Annotated in this window: 15 protein-coding genes; 4 read left to right on the top strand and 11 right to left on the bottom strand. The window is 61.0% G+C overall.

The features are described 5' to 3' along the window. Positions 1 to 4: 4 nt before the first annotated feature. From GTP27_RS01470 to GTP27_RS01445, 6 genes are all read right to left on the bottom strand, one after another. Complete coding sequence (locus GTP27_RS01470) at positions 5 to 433, bottom strand: type 2 periplasmic-binding domain-containing protein (RefSeq protein WP_161037414.1); 429 nt, start codon at positions 431 to 433, stop codon at positions 5 to 7. A gap of 9 nt (positions 434 to 442) precedes the next feature. Further along, a complete protein-coding gene (locus GTP27_RS01465; protein WP_161037413.1) occupies positions 443 to 1,558 on the bottom strand; it encodes a hypothetical protein in 1,116 nt (371 codons plus the stop codon). Beyond that, positions 1,555 to 2,337: a substrate-binding periplasmic protein gene (locus GTP27_RS01460; RefSeq protein WP_161037412.1), complete on the bottom strand. Its 783-nt coding sequence runs from the start codon at positions 2,335 to 2,337 to the stop codon at positions 1,555 to 1,557. The genes GTP27_RS01465 and GTP27_RS01460 overlap by 4 nt, the downstream gene beginning before the upstream one ends. Positions 2,338 to 2,489: 152 nt before the next feature. After that, positions 2,490 to 3,443, bottom strand: a complete 954-nt coding sequence (locus GTP27_RS01455) for a hypothetical protein (RefSeq protein WP_161037411.1) — start codon at positions 3,441 to 3,443, stop codon at positions 2,490 to 2,492. Beyond that, complete coding sequence (locus tag GTP27_RS01450) at positions 3,440 to 4,297, bottom strand: ABC transporter ATP-binding protein (RefSeq protein ID WP_161037410.1); 858 nt, start codon at positions 4,295 to 4,297, stop codon at positions 3,440 to 3,442. The genes GTP27_RS01455 and GTP27_RS01450 overlap by 4 nt, the downstream gene beginning before the upstream one ends. Beyond that, complete coding sequence (locus tag GTP27_RS01445; protein WP_161037409.1) at positions 4,294 to 4,665, bottom strand: GntR family transcriptional regulator; 372 nt, start codon at positions 4,663 to 4,665, stop codon at positions 4,294 to 4,296. The genes GTP27_RS01450 and GTP27_RS01445 overlap by 4 nt, the downstream gene beginning before the upstream one ends. A gap of 149 nt (positions 4,666 to 4,814) precedes the next feature. Here GTP27_RS01445 and GTP27_RS01440 point away from each other — a divergent pair, with 149 nt between their 5' ends. Next, the gene (locus GTP27_RS01440; protein WP_161037408.1) at positions 4,815 to 5,372 is read left to right on the top strand and encodes a DUF1439 domain-containing protein; all 558 of its coding nucleotides are present in this window, start codon (positions 4,815 to 4,817) and stop codon (positions 5,370 to 5,372) included. A gap of 106 nt (positions 5,373 to 5,478) precedes the next feature. Here the strand turns inward: GTP27_RS01440 and GTP27_RS01435 are convergent, their stop codons facing one another. Then, positions 5,479 to 6,867 (bottom strand): DUF1501 domain-containing protein, encoded by a 1,389-nt coding sequence (locus tag GTP27_RS01435; RefSeq protein WP_161037407.1) that lies wholly within the window; start codon positions 6,865 to 6,867, stop codon positions 5,479 to 5,481. Between the two features lie 9 nt (positions 6,868 to 6,876). After that, positions 6,877 to 8,409: a DUF1800 domain-containing protein gene (locus GTP27_RS01430; RefSeq protein WP_161037406.1), complete on the bottom strand. Its 1,533-nt coding sequence runs from the start codon at positions 8,407 to 8,409 to the stop codon at positions 6,877 to 6,879. Positions 8,410 to 8,609: 200 nt separating this feature from the next. On the opposite strand from GTP27_RS01430, the gene GTP27_RS01425 reads away from it, so the two are divergent. Then, a complete protein-coding gene (locus GTP27_RS01425) occupies positions 8,610 to 9,362 on the top strand; it encodes a hypothetical protein (RefSeq protein ID WP_161037405.1) in 753 nt (250 codons plus the stop codon). Positions 9,363 to 9,424: 62 nt separating this feature from the next. Here GTP27_RS01425 and GTP27_RS01420 read toward each other — a convergent pair whose 3' ends face one another. The 3 genes from GTP27_RS01420 to GTP27_RS01410 are packed head-to-tail and all read right to left on the bottom strand — an operon-like array spanning position 9,425 to position 11,375. Continuing rightward, complete coding sequence (locus GTP27_RS01420; protein ID WP_161037404.1) at positions 9,425 to 10,201, bottom strand: UDP-2,3-diacylglucosamine diphosphatase; 777 nt, start codon at positions 10,199 to 10,201, stop codon at positions 9,425 to 9,427. Between the two features lie 30 nt (positions 10,202 to 10,231). Continuing rightward, positions 10,232 to 10,726 (bottom strand): peptidylprolyl isomerase, encoded by a 495-nt coding sequence (locus tag GTP27_RS01415; protein ID WP_161037403.1) that lies wholly within the window; start codon positions 10,724 to 10,726, stop codon positions 10,232 to 10,234. A gap of 40 nt (positions 10,727 to 10,766) precedes the next feature. Then, a complete protein-coding gene (locus tag GTP27_RS01410) occupies positions 10,767 to 11,375 on the bottom strand; it encodes a peptidylprolyl isomerase (RefSeq protein ID WP_161037402.1) in 609 nt (202 codons plus the stop codon). Between the two features lie 183 nt (positions 11,376 to 11,558). Here GTP27_RS01410 and cysS point away from each other — a divergent pair, with 183 nt between their 5' ends. Further along, on the top strand, positions 11,559 to 12,950 hold the full coding sequence (gene cysS / locus GTP27_RS01405; protein ID WP_161037401.1) for a cysteine--tRNA ligase: 1,392 nt from the start codon (positions 11,559 to 11,561) through the stop codon (positions 12,948 to 12,950). Then, a complete protein-coding gene (locus GTP27_RS01400) occupies positions 12,950 to 13,606 on the top strand; it encodes a DNA-3-methyladenine glycosylase family protein (protein WP_161037400.1) in 657 nt (218 codons plus the stop codon). The genes cysS and GTP27_RS01400 overlap by 1 nt, the downstream gene beginning before the upstream one ends. The last annotated feature ends 8 nt before the right edge of the window (positions 13,607 to 13,614 follow it).

Genomic DNA, 13,614 nt, shown 5'->3' with positions numbered 1-13,614 from the left:
CTCTTCAATGGATGGACAGCACGGCGCGTACGCTGCTGTCCAGCGCATCGCGGTCGATATAGCCTATCAGGCTGGCATCGCTGGCCACCAGCTTCTTGACCGCTTCACTATCCCCCACTGCCACCGGCGGCTGTGCCCTGCCGGTAAATAGCATGCGCGCCCAGTGGGCGTTCATCTGGGCCGGTCCTTTGCCGGTGGTCTTGCGGTAGAAACTGTCGCGTATGCCGGCCCCTTCGGCCTGATCCAGCGGCACGGCCTTGCTGCCATTGGGGAAGTCATTGCTCTTGCCGAGGAATAGGTCAACTGCCTGTTCGTTACTGAGCGTGCGGACCGGATTTCTGGCCGAGACGATGACGATGATTTCGGCCTGCACAGGCAAGGCCATTAGCAGTGGCAGGGTCAGGCAGGCGAGCAAGGTAGGCAGGGCTTTCATCGCGGCCCCCTAGAACACAAAGTCGGTCAGCAGGCTGACCACGTTGACCTTGCCGCCCGGTCTGGTACCCGGCGCGATGTTCTGCAGGGTGCCGAAGGAATGGTCGTTGAGGCGGATGTGGTCCCACTGGAATTTGACGTCGACATTGCGGCGCACATCCCAGCGCACCCCGGCCGCGTAGGTATGCTGGCCTACCGGCGCCTGTCCCGTTTCGGATATCGGCTTCAATTCCGACAGCGTGACATAGGGCGAAAAATCGCCGAGCCGCACGCCGCCGTTCAGATACCACGCGGCGCGGATAATCTTGAGGTTGGCGGCATTGAAATTGATGGCCTTGACCCACTCGGCCGAAGCAAACCATGGCCCCGGATCCCATGCTGCGCCTAGCGACATGAATTTACCCAGTGGCGGATTCTGGTTATCCACGCGGCGCTGCTGGTAGGCGGCGTGCAGCGTGAGCGGCCCCTGTTCGAAGCGCTCGAACACGCCCGCCACATCGGTCGAATGGACGTTGACGGAGCGGGTGTTGGTAACCGTGCGTTGACCATACAGCACGCTGACGGTGTTGACGAAGTCGCGGTCGCTGTAGCGGTAGGTGGCGTCGATGGCATCGGCATCGCGCAGCACCAGCAAGCGGTAAACTTCGGTGGGCGGGCGTGCCGTGATATTGCTGTAGCCGATCTTGCGCGAATCGGAAGCCATGAAGCTATCGAGCGCAATGCGGCCCACCCGTACGCTGAGCGCAGGGGTGATGGCATAGCGCAGGTTGGCCCAGTTGACCATGGGCGTGTAGGTGCCGTCCCAGCGGTATTCGCTGACGATCTGCAGCACGGCGGACAGACTGGTGTTGAGGTTGGCAGTGAGCTGCAGGCCCAGGCGGCTATCCACATCATTGGCCCACTCATGGCTGCGCCCCGCGCCTTTGGGCTGCAGATTATCGAAGACGAAATCGGCGCCGTTCTCGTTCGAACGGGCAAAGCCCAGTGTGCCGAAGCCGTTCAGCGCCAGAGCGGCGGGGGCGGCGGCGCTGGTGCTGGCCGAGGGCTGGTCGCTGTCGGCCAGACTATCGGCGGCCAGCGGTAGCAGCAAAGCCAGCGTGGTCAGACGGGCAGAGTAGGCAGTCATTGTAGATAGCGCTCCAGCATGGTCTCGAAAGTGCGATTTTTTTCCAGCCGTTCCAGTCCCGTATTGAGCTTATGCAGCAGATCGGCTGCCTGCGGGCTGTCGGCGGCCACGCCGAAATACAGTTCCTGATTGGGCACGCCGGGCAAGGCCTGTTGCACCAGTGTGCCATCAACCAACATGCCGCGCAATTTCGGATTGATCAGATACTGCCCAGCCATGGTTTCGCGGTTGGAGATGAACAGATCGCAGCGGCCCAGATGCAGCTTGTTGATCAGCTGTTCATAGCCTATGGTGGTGCCGCGGTCGACGCTGGCGGTGCTGATGCCGTAAGCCTCGAAGCGATAACCGCCCATGCCGCACACGTGGTAATTCTGCAGATCGGACAACTTCGCCAGCCTGATGCCGGCCGGGCGGGCGCGGCGCGAAGTGTAGTACACATTGTGCAGCGTGAAGTAGGCGTCGCTGGTTTGCAGCGCATTCGAGACGCCATCGCTGGCGCTGATATTGAGCGCGATCTGGATCTGCTGGTTGGCCACCTGCGCGACGCAGCGCGCCCATGGCAGCAGCTGGACTTCGATCTGCCAGCCATTGCGCTCGCCGATACGGCGCAGCAGATCCACGCTGGCGCCGGTGATGCGATTACTTTTTTGGCCGGCGACGCGTTCAGCGTAGACAAACGGTGGCATCTCGGCCTGATCGGCACAGGCGCGCACCAGCTCGGCACGTGCCGGTAGCTGGAGCAGAACCAGACAGGCAGCAATCAGGACGGGAAGCCGCATACGGTTTTCTTGCTATAAGAACGATGTTGCGATCATTCTAACAAGAATGGCTTGCTTAGAAGAACTTTCCTGCAAATTCTGTTGCGTGATTGGAGCTTGCGCCAGCTGCCGTGGCGGGAGGGATGCCGGCATGGGCCGGCATCCGTGCCGGTTTAGACTTCCTCGCGGCGCTGGCGCATGCGCACGGCGATGGCCAGCATGGCCAGACCGGCGGCAGCGCCTATCCATGCCGATGGGCTGGTCAGCGTATGCCAGGAGGCGTAGTAGATGGATTCGAACGGCGCCAGATGTTCGGTGCGTACATGCTGCATGACGTTGTCCATTTCGAAGCCCATCCAGCTGCCGGGTACGACGCCGAGCAGGATGCGGTTGGTGATGTGGGAAGTGAACCAGCCACCGTCCAGACCTAGCTGGAGGATACGGTCGGCCCACATCAGTAGCAAGGAGGCGATGACAGGCGTACCGACCGCCCACAGGAACACCTTGGAGCGTGCCATGCTCGATACCATCAGCAGCCAGCCTACGGTAGGCAGTGCCCAGATAATGTAGACGGGGAGCAGTGAGAGCAGGCGCAGCGGCGACAGATACAGGTTGGGGTTAAGTAGCAGTCCGCCGAACAGGTTGGTGCCGTGGATGAGCAGCAGCACACTGCCTGCCATCAGTATTACCAGTGCCAGCACTAGCGCTACCGCCATGGTAATCAGCGGTGCTATCGCCAGCGCCAGGATGGCTTTGGAGGCTACCGTGGCTGCATCCGATACCGGCAGCGATTTCCAGAACAGCAGGCTGCGGTCGCGCCGTTCGTCGTGCAGGGCGCCCAGGCAGTAAAAGAACACCAGCAGGCTTAGCAGGGCCAGCACCGGCGCAGCGGCCATGATGTAGCTGTGTGCGATGGCGTCTACCATCGCCATGCGGGCCTTGCCCTCGATGGTGATGGTGCCGATGCTGAAGGCCTGCTGTGCTTCGGCGAAGCTGGCGTTCTTGCCGAGGAAGATGGAGGTGATGGCCAGTATCGCGACCAGACTGGCCACGACGACGGGCGTCCACAGCAGCATGCCTTTGTGTTCCCACATTTCGCGCTTGATGAGCCATTTCATGGTGTTCATGCGTAGCTTCCTTTCATGGTGGCGACGAACAGATCGGCCAGTGCCGGTGTACGCAGTTCGCCCAGATTGGCTAGCTGCTCGCGCGGCACGCTATCGAACAGCATGATGGTCTTGCCGAATACGGCGCGCTGGTGCAGCGGTTGCAGGGCCTGCGCCGCAGCCAGACTGGCCGCCTCCACCATGACTTCGGTGTAGCGTTCGGCCACTTCGTCCATCGAGGCCGATAGCACGATCTGGCCGTCGCGGATGAACATCAGATCGCTGAGGATGTGTTCCACTTCCTCGATCTGGTGGGTGGTGATCAGGATGGTCTTGTTTTCGTCGAAGTAGTCTTCCAGCAGGTGCTGGTAGAACTGCTTGCGGTACAGGATATCGAGGCCCAGCGTGGGTTCGTCCAGCACCAGCAGGCGGGCATCGATGGCCATTACCAGCGCCAGATGCAGCTGCACCACCATGCCCTTGGACATGGCTTTGACCTTCATCTCCGGATCGAGCTTGGTCTGGGCCAGATATTTTTCGGCCTTGCTGCGGTCGAAACGCGGGTGCACGCCGGCAACAAAATCGAGCGCCTGCTTTACTTTCAGCCATTTGGGCAGGATGGCCACGTCGGCGATGAAGCAGACCTCGTTCATCAGCGCGTCGCGCTGCTGGCGCGGGTCCATGCCCAGCACCGACAGTTCGCCGTCGAAGCGGGTCAGGCCGAGGATGGCTTTGAGGGTGGTGGTCTTGCCCGAGCCGTTGGGGCCGATCAGGCCGACGATGCGGCCCGCTTCGATGCTGAACGTGAGGTTGTCGATGGCAGTGCGCTTGCCATACTGCTTGCGCAGGCCGCGTGCGCTGATGACGGCGCTCATGATGCCGCTCCCGTTGCGGGCTGCTGCAGCAGGGTGGCGGCATCGAGGCCCAGCCGGCGTATGCGTTCGAGCATGGCAGGCCAGTCTTCGCGCAGGAAGCGTTCACGTTCCGAGGCCAGCAATTTGTCGCGGGCGCCTTCAGTCACATACATACCTAGTCCCCTTCTTTTTTCGACCAGCGTTTCGTCCACCAGCTCCTGGTAGGCGCGTGAAACCGTAATCGGATTGAGTTGATATTCGGCGGCGATCTGCCGCACGGAGGGCAGGGCGTCGCCCGGCCTGAGCACGCCGTCGAGCATCATGCCCACAACCCGCTCCTTGAGTTGCCGGTAAATCGGCGCATTGTCATTCCAGCCTATCGCAGACATACATGTAGTCCCCTTGCTGTGTGTTGATGGAGTGGTGTTGTAGTTAACTATAACACTAGTTTTTGAATTTGCAAGTAAAGTTTTCCATCGATGGGAATTTCGGGCGGCGCTGGCATAATGGTGGCATCATTGATCAAGCGGAATCTAGTATGAGCACCATTTCCCGTTTTTCCCGCTGGACAGCTGTGCTGGTCTGCGGTGCTGCGCTGGCCGCCTGCGCCACGCTGGTCGGACCACGTCAGGTCGAGCTGCCGCAGGTGAAACTGCAGCAGAATCTGGAGCGTAAATTCCCGCTGCACGAGCGCGTGCTGGGTATATTCGAACTGGAATTGAGCCATCCGCAGTTGGCCATCATGGCCGAGAACGACCGCGTTTCGCTGTCGCTCGATGTGCAAGTGCGGCCCTTGCTGGCGCGGCAGAACTGGCAGGGCAGCATGCAGCTGTCGGGCCGGCTGAAAGTCGATACGATGCGCAACACCATCTATCTGAGCGATGCCCATGTGGACCGTATGGCCATGCGCGGCATGGATGAGGGCAAGCAGAATCAGGTGGCCAGCGTGGCCAATCTGCTGGCCGAATCGTCGCTGCGCGACGTGCCGGTGTACACGCTCAAGCCGGACGAATTGCGTTACGGCGGCGTGCAGTTTGCGCTGACGGGCATCAGCACCCGTCCGGGCGCGCTAGTGGTGCACGTACAGCCGCAGTAAGGCCCGCGGAAAGTGCCGCAGTAAGTTCTTGCGGTAAGTTCCCGCGGTAAGTTCGTTTGCCGCAAACGTAGCGCCGCAGGCTGGCTGCGGCGCCCGTTTGTAGGCATCAGAGGAAGCCCAGATTGCGGCTGCCGGCGTTGAAGTTGGCCAGCGACGGCAGCATGGCCAGCAGATCGCTGTTGGAGACCCCCATCCAGCTGCCCAGCGTGGCGGCGTACTGGGCGATGGAAGTGGTGGGCAGCAGCCGGCCCTGACCGACATCGTCGGGCCCGTCTGCCGCTACTACCGGCGCAGTGCCGTAATAGCGGCCGCCTTTGACGGCGCCGCCCAGCATGAAGTGCATGCTGCCCCAGCCGTGATCGGAGCCGTCGTTGTTGCCGCTCAGCGTACGGCCGAAGTCGGACGCAGTGAACGTGGTGACCTGATTGGCCACGCCCAGTTCCACCGTGCTCTGGTAGAAAGCGGCGACGGCATCGGCCACCGTTTTCATCAGTAGCGGATGCTGGGTGACTAGCCCGTCGTGGGTATCGAAACCGCCCAGCGAAACAAAGAACACCTGACGTTTGGCGCCCAGTGCCGGCGCTGCGGCGATCATGCGCGCCACCATTTTCAGCTGGTCGCCCAGGCTGTTGCTGGCGGGGTAGGGCGTATTGATGGCATTGCTGCCGGCCAGCGCCGAGGTCAGCACGTCGTTGGCGGCAATCGCGCGCTGGGTGATGCGGGCGTAGTCGGACTGCATCAGGTGCGGCTGGGATTGCGTCATCAGCGTCTGCAGGGCGCTGCTGCACGAAGCCGAGCCGAACAGGGGCTTCTGCAGGGCGGCGAACGGCACCGAGCCGCTGGTCGAGACCTGATACTGCACGGCCTGCTTACCGGCAAGGAAAACGGCATTGCCCGATACATTGACGCAGGTGAAGGTGGCATTGCCATTACCGGAAGCGAACAGGTCGCCCAGCATGCCGCCCCAGCCGGTGGAAGCGCCTTCCGGCATGGACGACTGCCATTCCGATTGCTGGTCGTTATGCGAGAACAGCTTGGATGGCAGCGGCACCGACTTGTTGGCGAACTGCTGCTTGGTGGTCGGCTGGACCAGCGTACCGACATTAAGCAGTACGCCCATTTTGCCGCCATTGTAGATGGGCATGAGCGGCGCCAGTTCGGGCGCCAGCGCATACTGGTGCGCCACACCGTTGACGTCGACCGGCGCGCTGGCCGTGCTCAGCACCGTGCTGCCCAGCGCGCTGCGCTGGTAGGCCAGATTCGAGCGCAGATTGTAGTAGCTGTTAAAGCTGCTGGCATCGTAAGGCACCAGCGTGTTGGCGTAGTCATTGCCGCCGTACATGAACACGCAGACGATGGCCTTGTAGTCGCTGGCGTTGGCGGCCGAGGCTTCGGCCATGGCGGCCAGGTTGATGGCCAGCGGCGAGGCGACGCCGCTGATGGCCAGCGCGGAAGCCCGTTGCAGGAAGGCGCGGCGGGAGATATCGGTCGTCATGGCAGCCCCTTATTGTTGGATCAGATATTCCGGCGCGGCCATGACCATGGTCAGTGCGGCGTAGATGCGGTTGTTCAAGGCGTTCTGGCTATTGGCCGGCATGGTGTCGAGGGCGCCGCGGATCAGGCCCAGCGTGGAACTGCCCAGCTGGCCGGCGGCCAGTACCTGATTGATCTCGGCCAGCAGATTCTGTGCATTGGCCGCCAGCGGCAGCAGGCTGCTGTAATCGGGTAGCACGTCGCCTATGCCTTTGCTGATCAGGCGCTGCATGAAGTTGACGTAGCCGACCACGGATGATTCATTGGTCAGCTGGAACTCCGGTGCCACCAGCCCCAGCTTGGCGATGGCGCTATTCGGCGGCACATAGCCGGGGCGGTAGAAGTTGAAGACGGATGGCGAACGCAGCGGGCTCTGGCCCAGCCGCGTGGCGGCGTCGCTGGTATTGCCTATGGCCCAAGCGTCGCTGGCCGAGTTGACGTTGTAGGCGCGGGCCCAGCCTATCATGCGCAGCATCGGTTCGCGCAGCTTGCCGTAGCTGGCGTTGATAGAGCTTTCGTTGCGCGCTTCGGGATCGAGCAGCAGGGCCTTGACCACGGCCGCCAGATTGCCTTTGACGCCGCGGCCATCGTTGTTGAACACGCTGGCCACCCGTGCCACATAGGCTGGCGACGGATTGCTGGTGACCAGTTTCTGGATCAGCTGGCGGCTGATGAAGGGCGCCACGTTGGGGTGGGCATAGATGATGTCGATCGCGGCCTTGAGGGCATCGGCGCCGGACAGGCCTGCCGCTACGGTGCTGCCAAGGAAAGTGGAAGCGCCCGTTTCATGACGCTTGGCGACCTGCAGCATGGGGCGGCGCAAAAAGTCCGGCGTATCTTTGGTGGTGCCGGTGAGGTCGAAGTCCCAGCCCGTGAAGACGCGGGCAAGGCCGGTGATGTCGCTCAGGCTGTATGTCTCCTGCGGATTGCCGTTGACCAGCTTGGGCGTGCCATCGAGATTGAGCTGGATCAGGCCGATGCTGAACAGCTGCATGATTTCGCGCGCGTAGTTCTCGTCGGGCAGGGCGCCGGTGGTGGTGTTCTGTTTGACGTTGCCGCGGAACGTCAGATACTGGCCCATGGGCGCGCTGGTGGAAATGGCGGCCAGCAGATTGCGGTAGTTGCCGAAGGCGTGCTCCTCCAGCAGATCGAGATAGGCTGCCGCCGAGAAGCCGCGCCATGGCGCGCCCACCAGTCCGCTGATAGCGACCACGCAGATTTCCGACAGGGCCAGCGTGACGCGCTGGCGTAGGGTGTCGGGCGCGCTGATCAGCTTGCGCCATGCGCAGGCATCGAAACCCTGTTCGGAGTTGCGGAAGGTGGCATTGTTATAGCCTTTTTCCACTAGCCAGTCCCAGCGGGTGCCGGAGCGGGGAGTGGCCAGCTGGCTATCTATCCACGCGGAATAGCCCTGATTCTGAACACGGGAGATTTCGGCGCGTGTGGCGCCCATGGACGCCTGCGCAAGAAAACGCGAGGCAGCATTCGCTGTGGGTGTGGGCATGACGGCGTCCTTCACGCTGGTTGGGTGAGCAACGATATTGCTTTACAGTAATTTATTCCTCTTTGCTTCAGCACGCCACTGATTTTTTGTAACGTGGCGTTACCTGCGGCGGATGAAATTAAATAATTGGCAAGCTTTCTTGTGGGGCGGGCCAAGGCCATCTACAATGCGGCAGATTCGCCTAGACGGGAGCAAGTGTAATGACGATATTTGGGATTGGACTGCATGTACTGATTGCACTGTTTTTTGCCGTGCATGTGATCCGTAGCGGCCAGCAGATGTACTGGCTGATGATTTTGTTTATGTTCCCCTTGCTGGGAAGTGTGGTGTATTTCATCGCCATCTATCTGCCGGACTCGAAGTTGCACCATGGTGCGCGGCAAGCGGTGGCGGTGGCGGCGCGCGTGATGGACCCGGGGCGCGAACTGCGCGAAGCGCGCGAGGCCTATGACTACACGCCCACGGCGCAGAATCAGATGCGGCTGGCTGCCGCCCAGCTGGCAGCCGGTGCCGCGGCGGACGCTGCGGCCAGCTACGAAGCCTGTTTGCAAGGGCCGTTTGCCGGCGATCTGGAAATCCGCTTCGGTGCGGCACGGGCCTGTCTGGCTGCGGGCAAGGCCGGCGCTGCTGTGGCCCATCTGCAGACCATACGAACCAGCGATGCGAATTTCCGCGGCGAGCAGCTAGCCCTGCTGCTGGCGCAGGCACTGGCGGCAGATGGCCGTGCCAGCGAGGCGGGTGCCGAGTTCGAGTTCGCGCTGGGGCGCTACAACAGTTTTGCCGCGCAAGCCGAATATGCCATCTGGGCCGCCGGGCAGGGGGATGGGGACAAGGCGCGCCAGCTGTATGCGGAATTGCAGCGCACCATGGAGCGCTGGAACCGTCACACGCGCGAGATGAATCAGGAGCTGATCCGGCGTGTGCAGGCAGCCATGGCGAGTCTGCCCCGCTAAAAATAGTACTGTTTAGCGCGCTCTAGACCGGATTAGACTGGTTTAGACTGCGAGAGTAAAAACTAGTCCGCCCACTGGCTGCCATCGAGCCGGTGGCGGGTGATGCTGCCGTCGAGGTGGATGGCGATCCAGCCGCCGCGTGGCGGCGTGGCATCCGGTTCCCAGTCGGGCAGCACATAGCGGCGCCTGCCATCCTGTTGGTGCAGGGCGGGGCGGTGGGTATGGCCGTGGATCATCACATCGCAGGCCGTATCGGCAAACACGGCGGCAATCGCAGCCGGCGTCACATCCATGATTTCGTAGCTTTTATGGCCCTGATCCTTGCGGCTGCTTTCGCGCATGCCCGCAATGATGGCTTTGCGCTGGGCCAGTGGCGTGGCGAGGAATTGCTGCTGCCAGGCGCTCTGGCGCACCATGGCGCGGAACGCCATGTACTGAGTGTCCTCGGTACACTGGGCGTCGCCATGCAGCAGTACCACGCGCTGGCCGGCGATGTTGGCGACATGGGGTTCGGCCAGCAGGGTTACACCGGCGGCCTGGGCAAATTCGGCGCCGACGAGAAAATCGCGGTTGCCGGCTAGCCAGTAGATGGCTACACCGGCAGCGCTCACGGCGCGCAGGGCGGCAATAATCTGCTGGTGATATTCGTCGTGCAGGTCGTCGTCACCGGCCCAGTATTCGAACAGATCGCCGAGCAGGTAAAGTTGTTGCGTATGCCGGGCCTGCTGATCCAGAAAACGGAGAAACGCCGCCGTGGTGGCGGGGTGACCGGCCTGCAGATGCAGATCGGAGATAAACAGCGCGCCGGTCTGGCCGGCGCGCGTGTTGTGAGTCGTCATGCGGAATCCGACTAACGAGGCTGGGCCTGATCAGGCCGCCAGTTCGATCTTCTCGATGATGATGTCTTCCACTGGTACGTCAGCGAACATGCCGGCGCGGGTGGTTTTGACTTTCTTAATCTGGTCGACCACTTCGGTGCCGGCGGTCACTTTGCCGAACACGGCGTAGCCCCAGCCGTCCTGACCCGGGTAGTCGAGGAAGCTGTTGTTCTTCACGTTGATGAAGAACTGTGCCGAAGCCGAGTGCGGTGCCGAAGTACGGGCCATGGCCAGCGTGTAAGGTTCGTTTTTCAGGCCGTTCTTGGCTTCGTTCTCTACCGTGGTTTCGGCAGGCTTCTGCTTCATGCCCGGCTCGAAACCGCCGCCCTGGATCATGAAGCCGTCGATCACGCGGTGGAAGATGGTGTTGCTGTAGTGGCCGGCTTCCATGTAGGCGAGGAAGTTGGCAACGGTTTTAGGGGCTTTTTCTGCGTCCAGTGCGACGGTGATGTTGCCCAGATTGGTGGTGATGATTACGTTGGTCATGTGTTTATCCTGAGTGAACAATGATGCTGAGGGCGCTATTTTACTGTTTCGGCGCGATAGGCGTCTTTAAAATTGTGGCCGACTTGATGACGACTGGCACCACCGGAATATTCTGGAAGCTGCCCTTGTCGTCCACCAGCACGGCTTTGATGCGATCTACCACTTCCTGCCCCTTCACCACTTTGCCGAAGACGGTGTAGCCGAAGCCGTCGCGGCCCGGATAGTTGAGAGCGTCGTTGTCGGCCACGTTGATGAAGAACTGCGAGGTGGCCGAGTTCGGATCGCCGGTACGGGCCATGGCGATGGTGTAGGTGTTATTGGTCAAGCCGTTCTGCGACTCGATAGGCACCGGTTTGTTGGTTTTTTTCTGCACCAGCTTTTCGTCGAAGCCGCCACCCTGAATCATGAAGCCGTCGATGACGCGGTGGAAAATCGTGCCTTTATAGAAACCTGCCTTCACATAGGTGATGAAGTTATCCACGGTCTTAGGCGCTTTGTCGCCATTCAGTTCCACCACGATATCGCCCATGGTGGTCTTGATTTCTACCTGTGGCGTGGCCGGCGCGGCTGCCAGAGCGGCGCCGGACAGGGCCATGCCTGCGAACAGGGACATCAGTTTGCCGAACAGGGTAGGCTGGGATGCTTGCATTGTTACTTCCTTGTCTAGTTATAGGCTGTGTTGTGTAGAACGAATTGCCAAAAAATCATAAGGCATATCGGGACTATGCGGTTTTTATCAATGCTATACTTGCCCATTCTACTCCTTCAGGGTGGAAAGATTAAACGGGTGTACCTGCCGGTCGCGCCGATAAAGAGAACATAGCAAGAGCCGATGAGCAATTTAAAGATTTACAACACGCTAGCGCGTGACAAGCAGACCTTCGTACCGATAGAAGCTGGCAAAGTCCGCATGTATGTATGCGGTATGACCATCTATGATTACTGCCACATCGGCCATGCGCGCATGATGATGGCGTTCGACGTGATGTACCGCTGGCTGATGGCCTCCGGCTACGAGGTGACTTATGCCCGTAACATCACCGATATCGATGACAAGATCATCAAACGCGCCGTGGAAAACGGCGAAACTATCTCGCAGCTGACCACCCGTTTCACCCAGTACATGGATGAAGATACCCAGGCGCTGGGCATATTGCCGCCTACGCTGGTGCCGCGCGCCACCCAGTATGTGCCGCAGATGCTGGCGCTGATCGAAAAACTGGAAGCCAAGGATCTGGCCTATCAGGGCGAAGATGGCGATGTGAATTACGCCGTGCGCAACTTCCACAACTATGGCCGCCTGTCCGGCAAATCGCTCGATGATCTGCGCGCGGGCGAACGGGTGGATGTGAATACAGGCAAGCGTGATCCGCTCGACTTCGTGCTGTGGAAAGCCGCGAAAGAATCCGAGCCGGAAGAAGTGAAATGGGAGTCCAAGTGGGGCAAGGGCCGTCCGGGCTGGCACATCGAGTGCTCGGCCATGTGCTCGGCGCTGCTGGGCGAACATTTCGATATCCATGGCGGCGGCGCCGACCTGCAGTTCCCCCACCATGAAAACGAGATCGCCCAGTCGGAAGGCGCGTTTGGCCGCGCCCCCGTCAACTACTGGGTGCACAACGGCTTTGTGCGCGTCGATAACGAGAAGATGTCCAAATCGCTGGGCAATTTCTTCACCATCCGCGACGTCCTGAAAAAATACGATGCCGAAGTGGTGCGCTTCTTCATTCTGCGCGCCCACTACCGCAGCCCGCTCAACTACTCGGACGCCCATCTGGATGACGCCCGTGGTGCGCTGACCCGCTTGTACACGGCGCTGGACGGCGTGGCCGATGACGGTTCGGCGCTGGACTGGCAGGGCGAGCAGGCCCGCCGCTTCGCCGAAGCCATGGATGATGATTTCAATACGCCGCTGGCGGTGGCGGCCTTGTTCGAGCTCGCAACCGAACTGAACAAGACGAAATCGCCGTATGTCGCTGCCCAGCTGAAAGCGCTGGCCGGCGTGCTGGGTCTGCTGCAACGCAGCCCGCAGGCCTTCTTGCAGGCTGCCGTGGGCGAAACCGGTGGTGCAGGCGACACTGCGATTGCCGACGCCATTGCCCAGCGTGCCGCTGCCAAGAAGGCCCGCAATTTCGCCGAATCCGACCGGATCCGTGCCGAACTGCTGGCCGCTGGCATCATCCTCGAAGACAAGCCTGACGGCACGACCAACTGGCGCCGCGCATAATGGTGACGGCCAAGGAAAACGGGGGCACAGGCCCGGTCACGGCGGTGCCGCCGTACTGGGAGCAGGCCAAGATCGAGCTCATGAAGCGGGACCGCATCATGAAAAAGCTGATTCCGCAATTTGGCGACCTGTGTCTGGTCGGCCATAGCGACCCGTTTACCACGCTGGCCCGTTCCGTTGTGGGACAGCAGGTGACGGCCAAGGTGGCCGATGCTGCCTGGGGCAAGCTTTTGCTGCTGAGCCCAAAATGCACGCCAGCGCAGATTATCAAGGCCGGCGCCGAGCAGGTGGCTGCTTGCGGTTTGTCCAAGCGCAAGACCGAGTACATCCTTGATCTGGCCGACCACTTCAAAAACAAGCGTGTCCATACTGCCCAGTGGGACCAGATGGATGACGAAGCGGTGATCGCGGAGCTGACCCAGATCCGCGGCATCGGCCGCTGGACGGCCGAGATGTTTTTGATTTTTAACCTGTTGCGGCCGAATGTTCTGCCGCTGGACGATCCCGGTCTGATTCAGGGCATCAGCCAGAATTATTTCTCCGGAGAGCCAGTTTCGCGCAGCGATGCACGCGAAGTTTCTGCCAACTGGGAGCCATGGCGCACGGTGGCGACATGGTATTTATGGCGTAGTCTCGATCCGCTTGCTGTAGAATAGACACTCTA

Origin of the sequence: Duganella qianjiadongensis, assembly GCF_009857915.1 — a bacterium.
Lineage (GTDB): Bacteria > Pseudomonadota > Gammaproteobacteria > Burkholderiales > Burkholderiaceae_D > Rugamonas > Rugamonas qianjiadongensis.
This window is presented reverse-complemented; position numbering and strand designations above follow the sequence as displayed.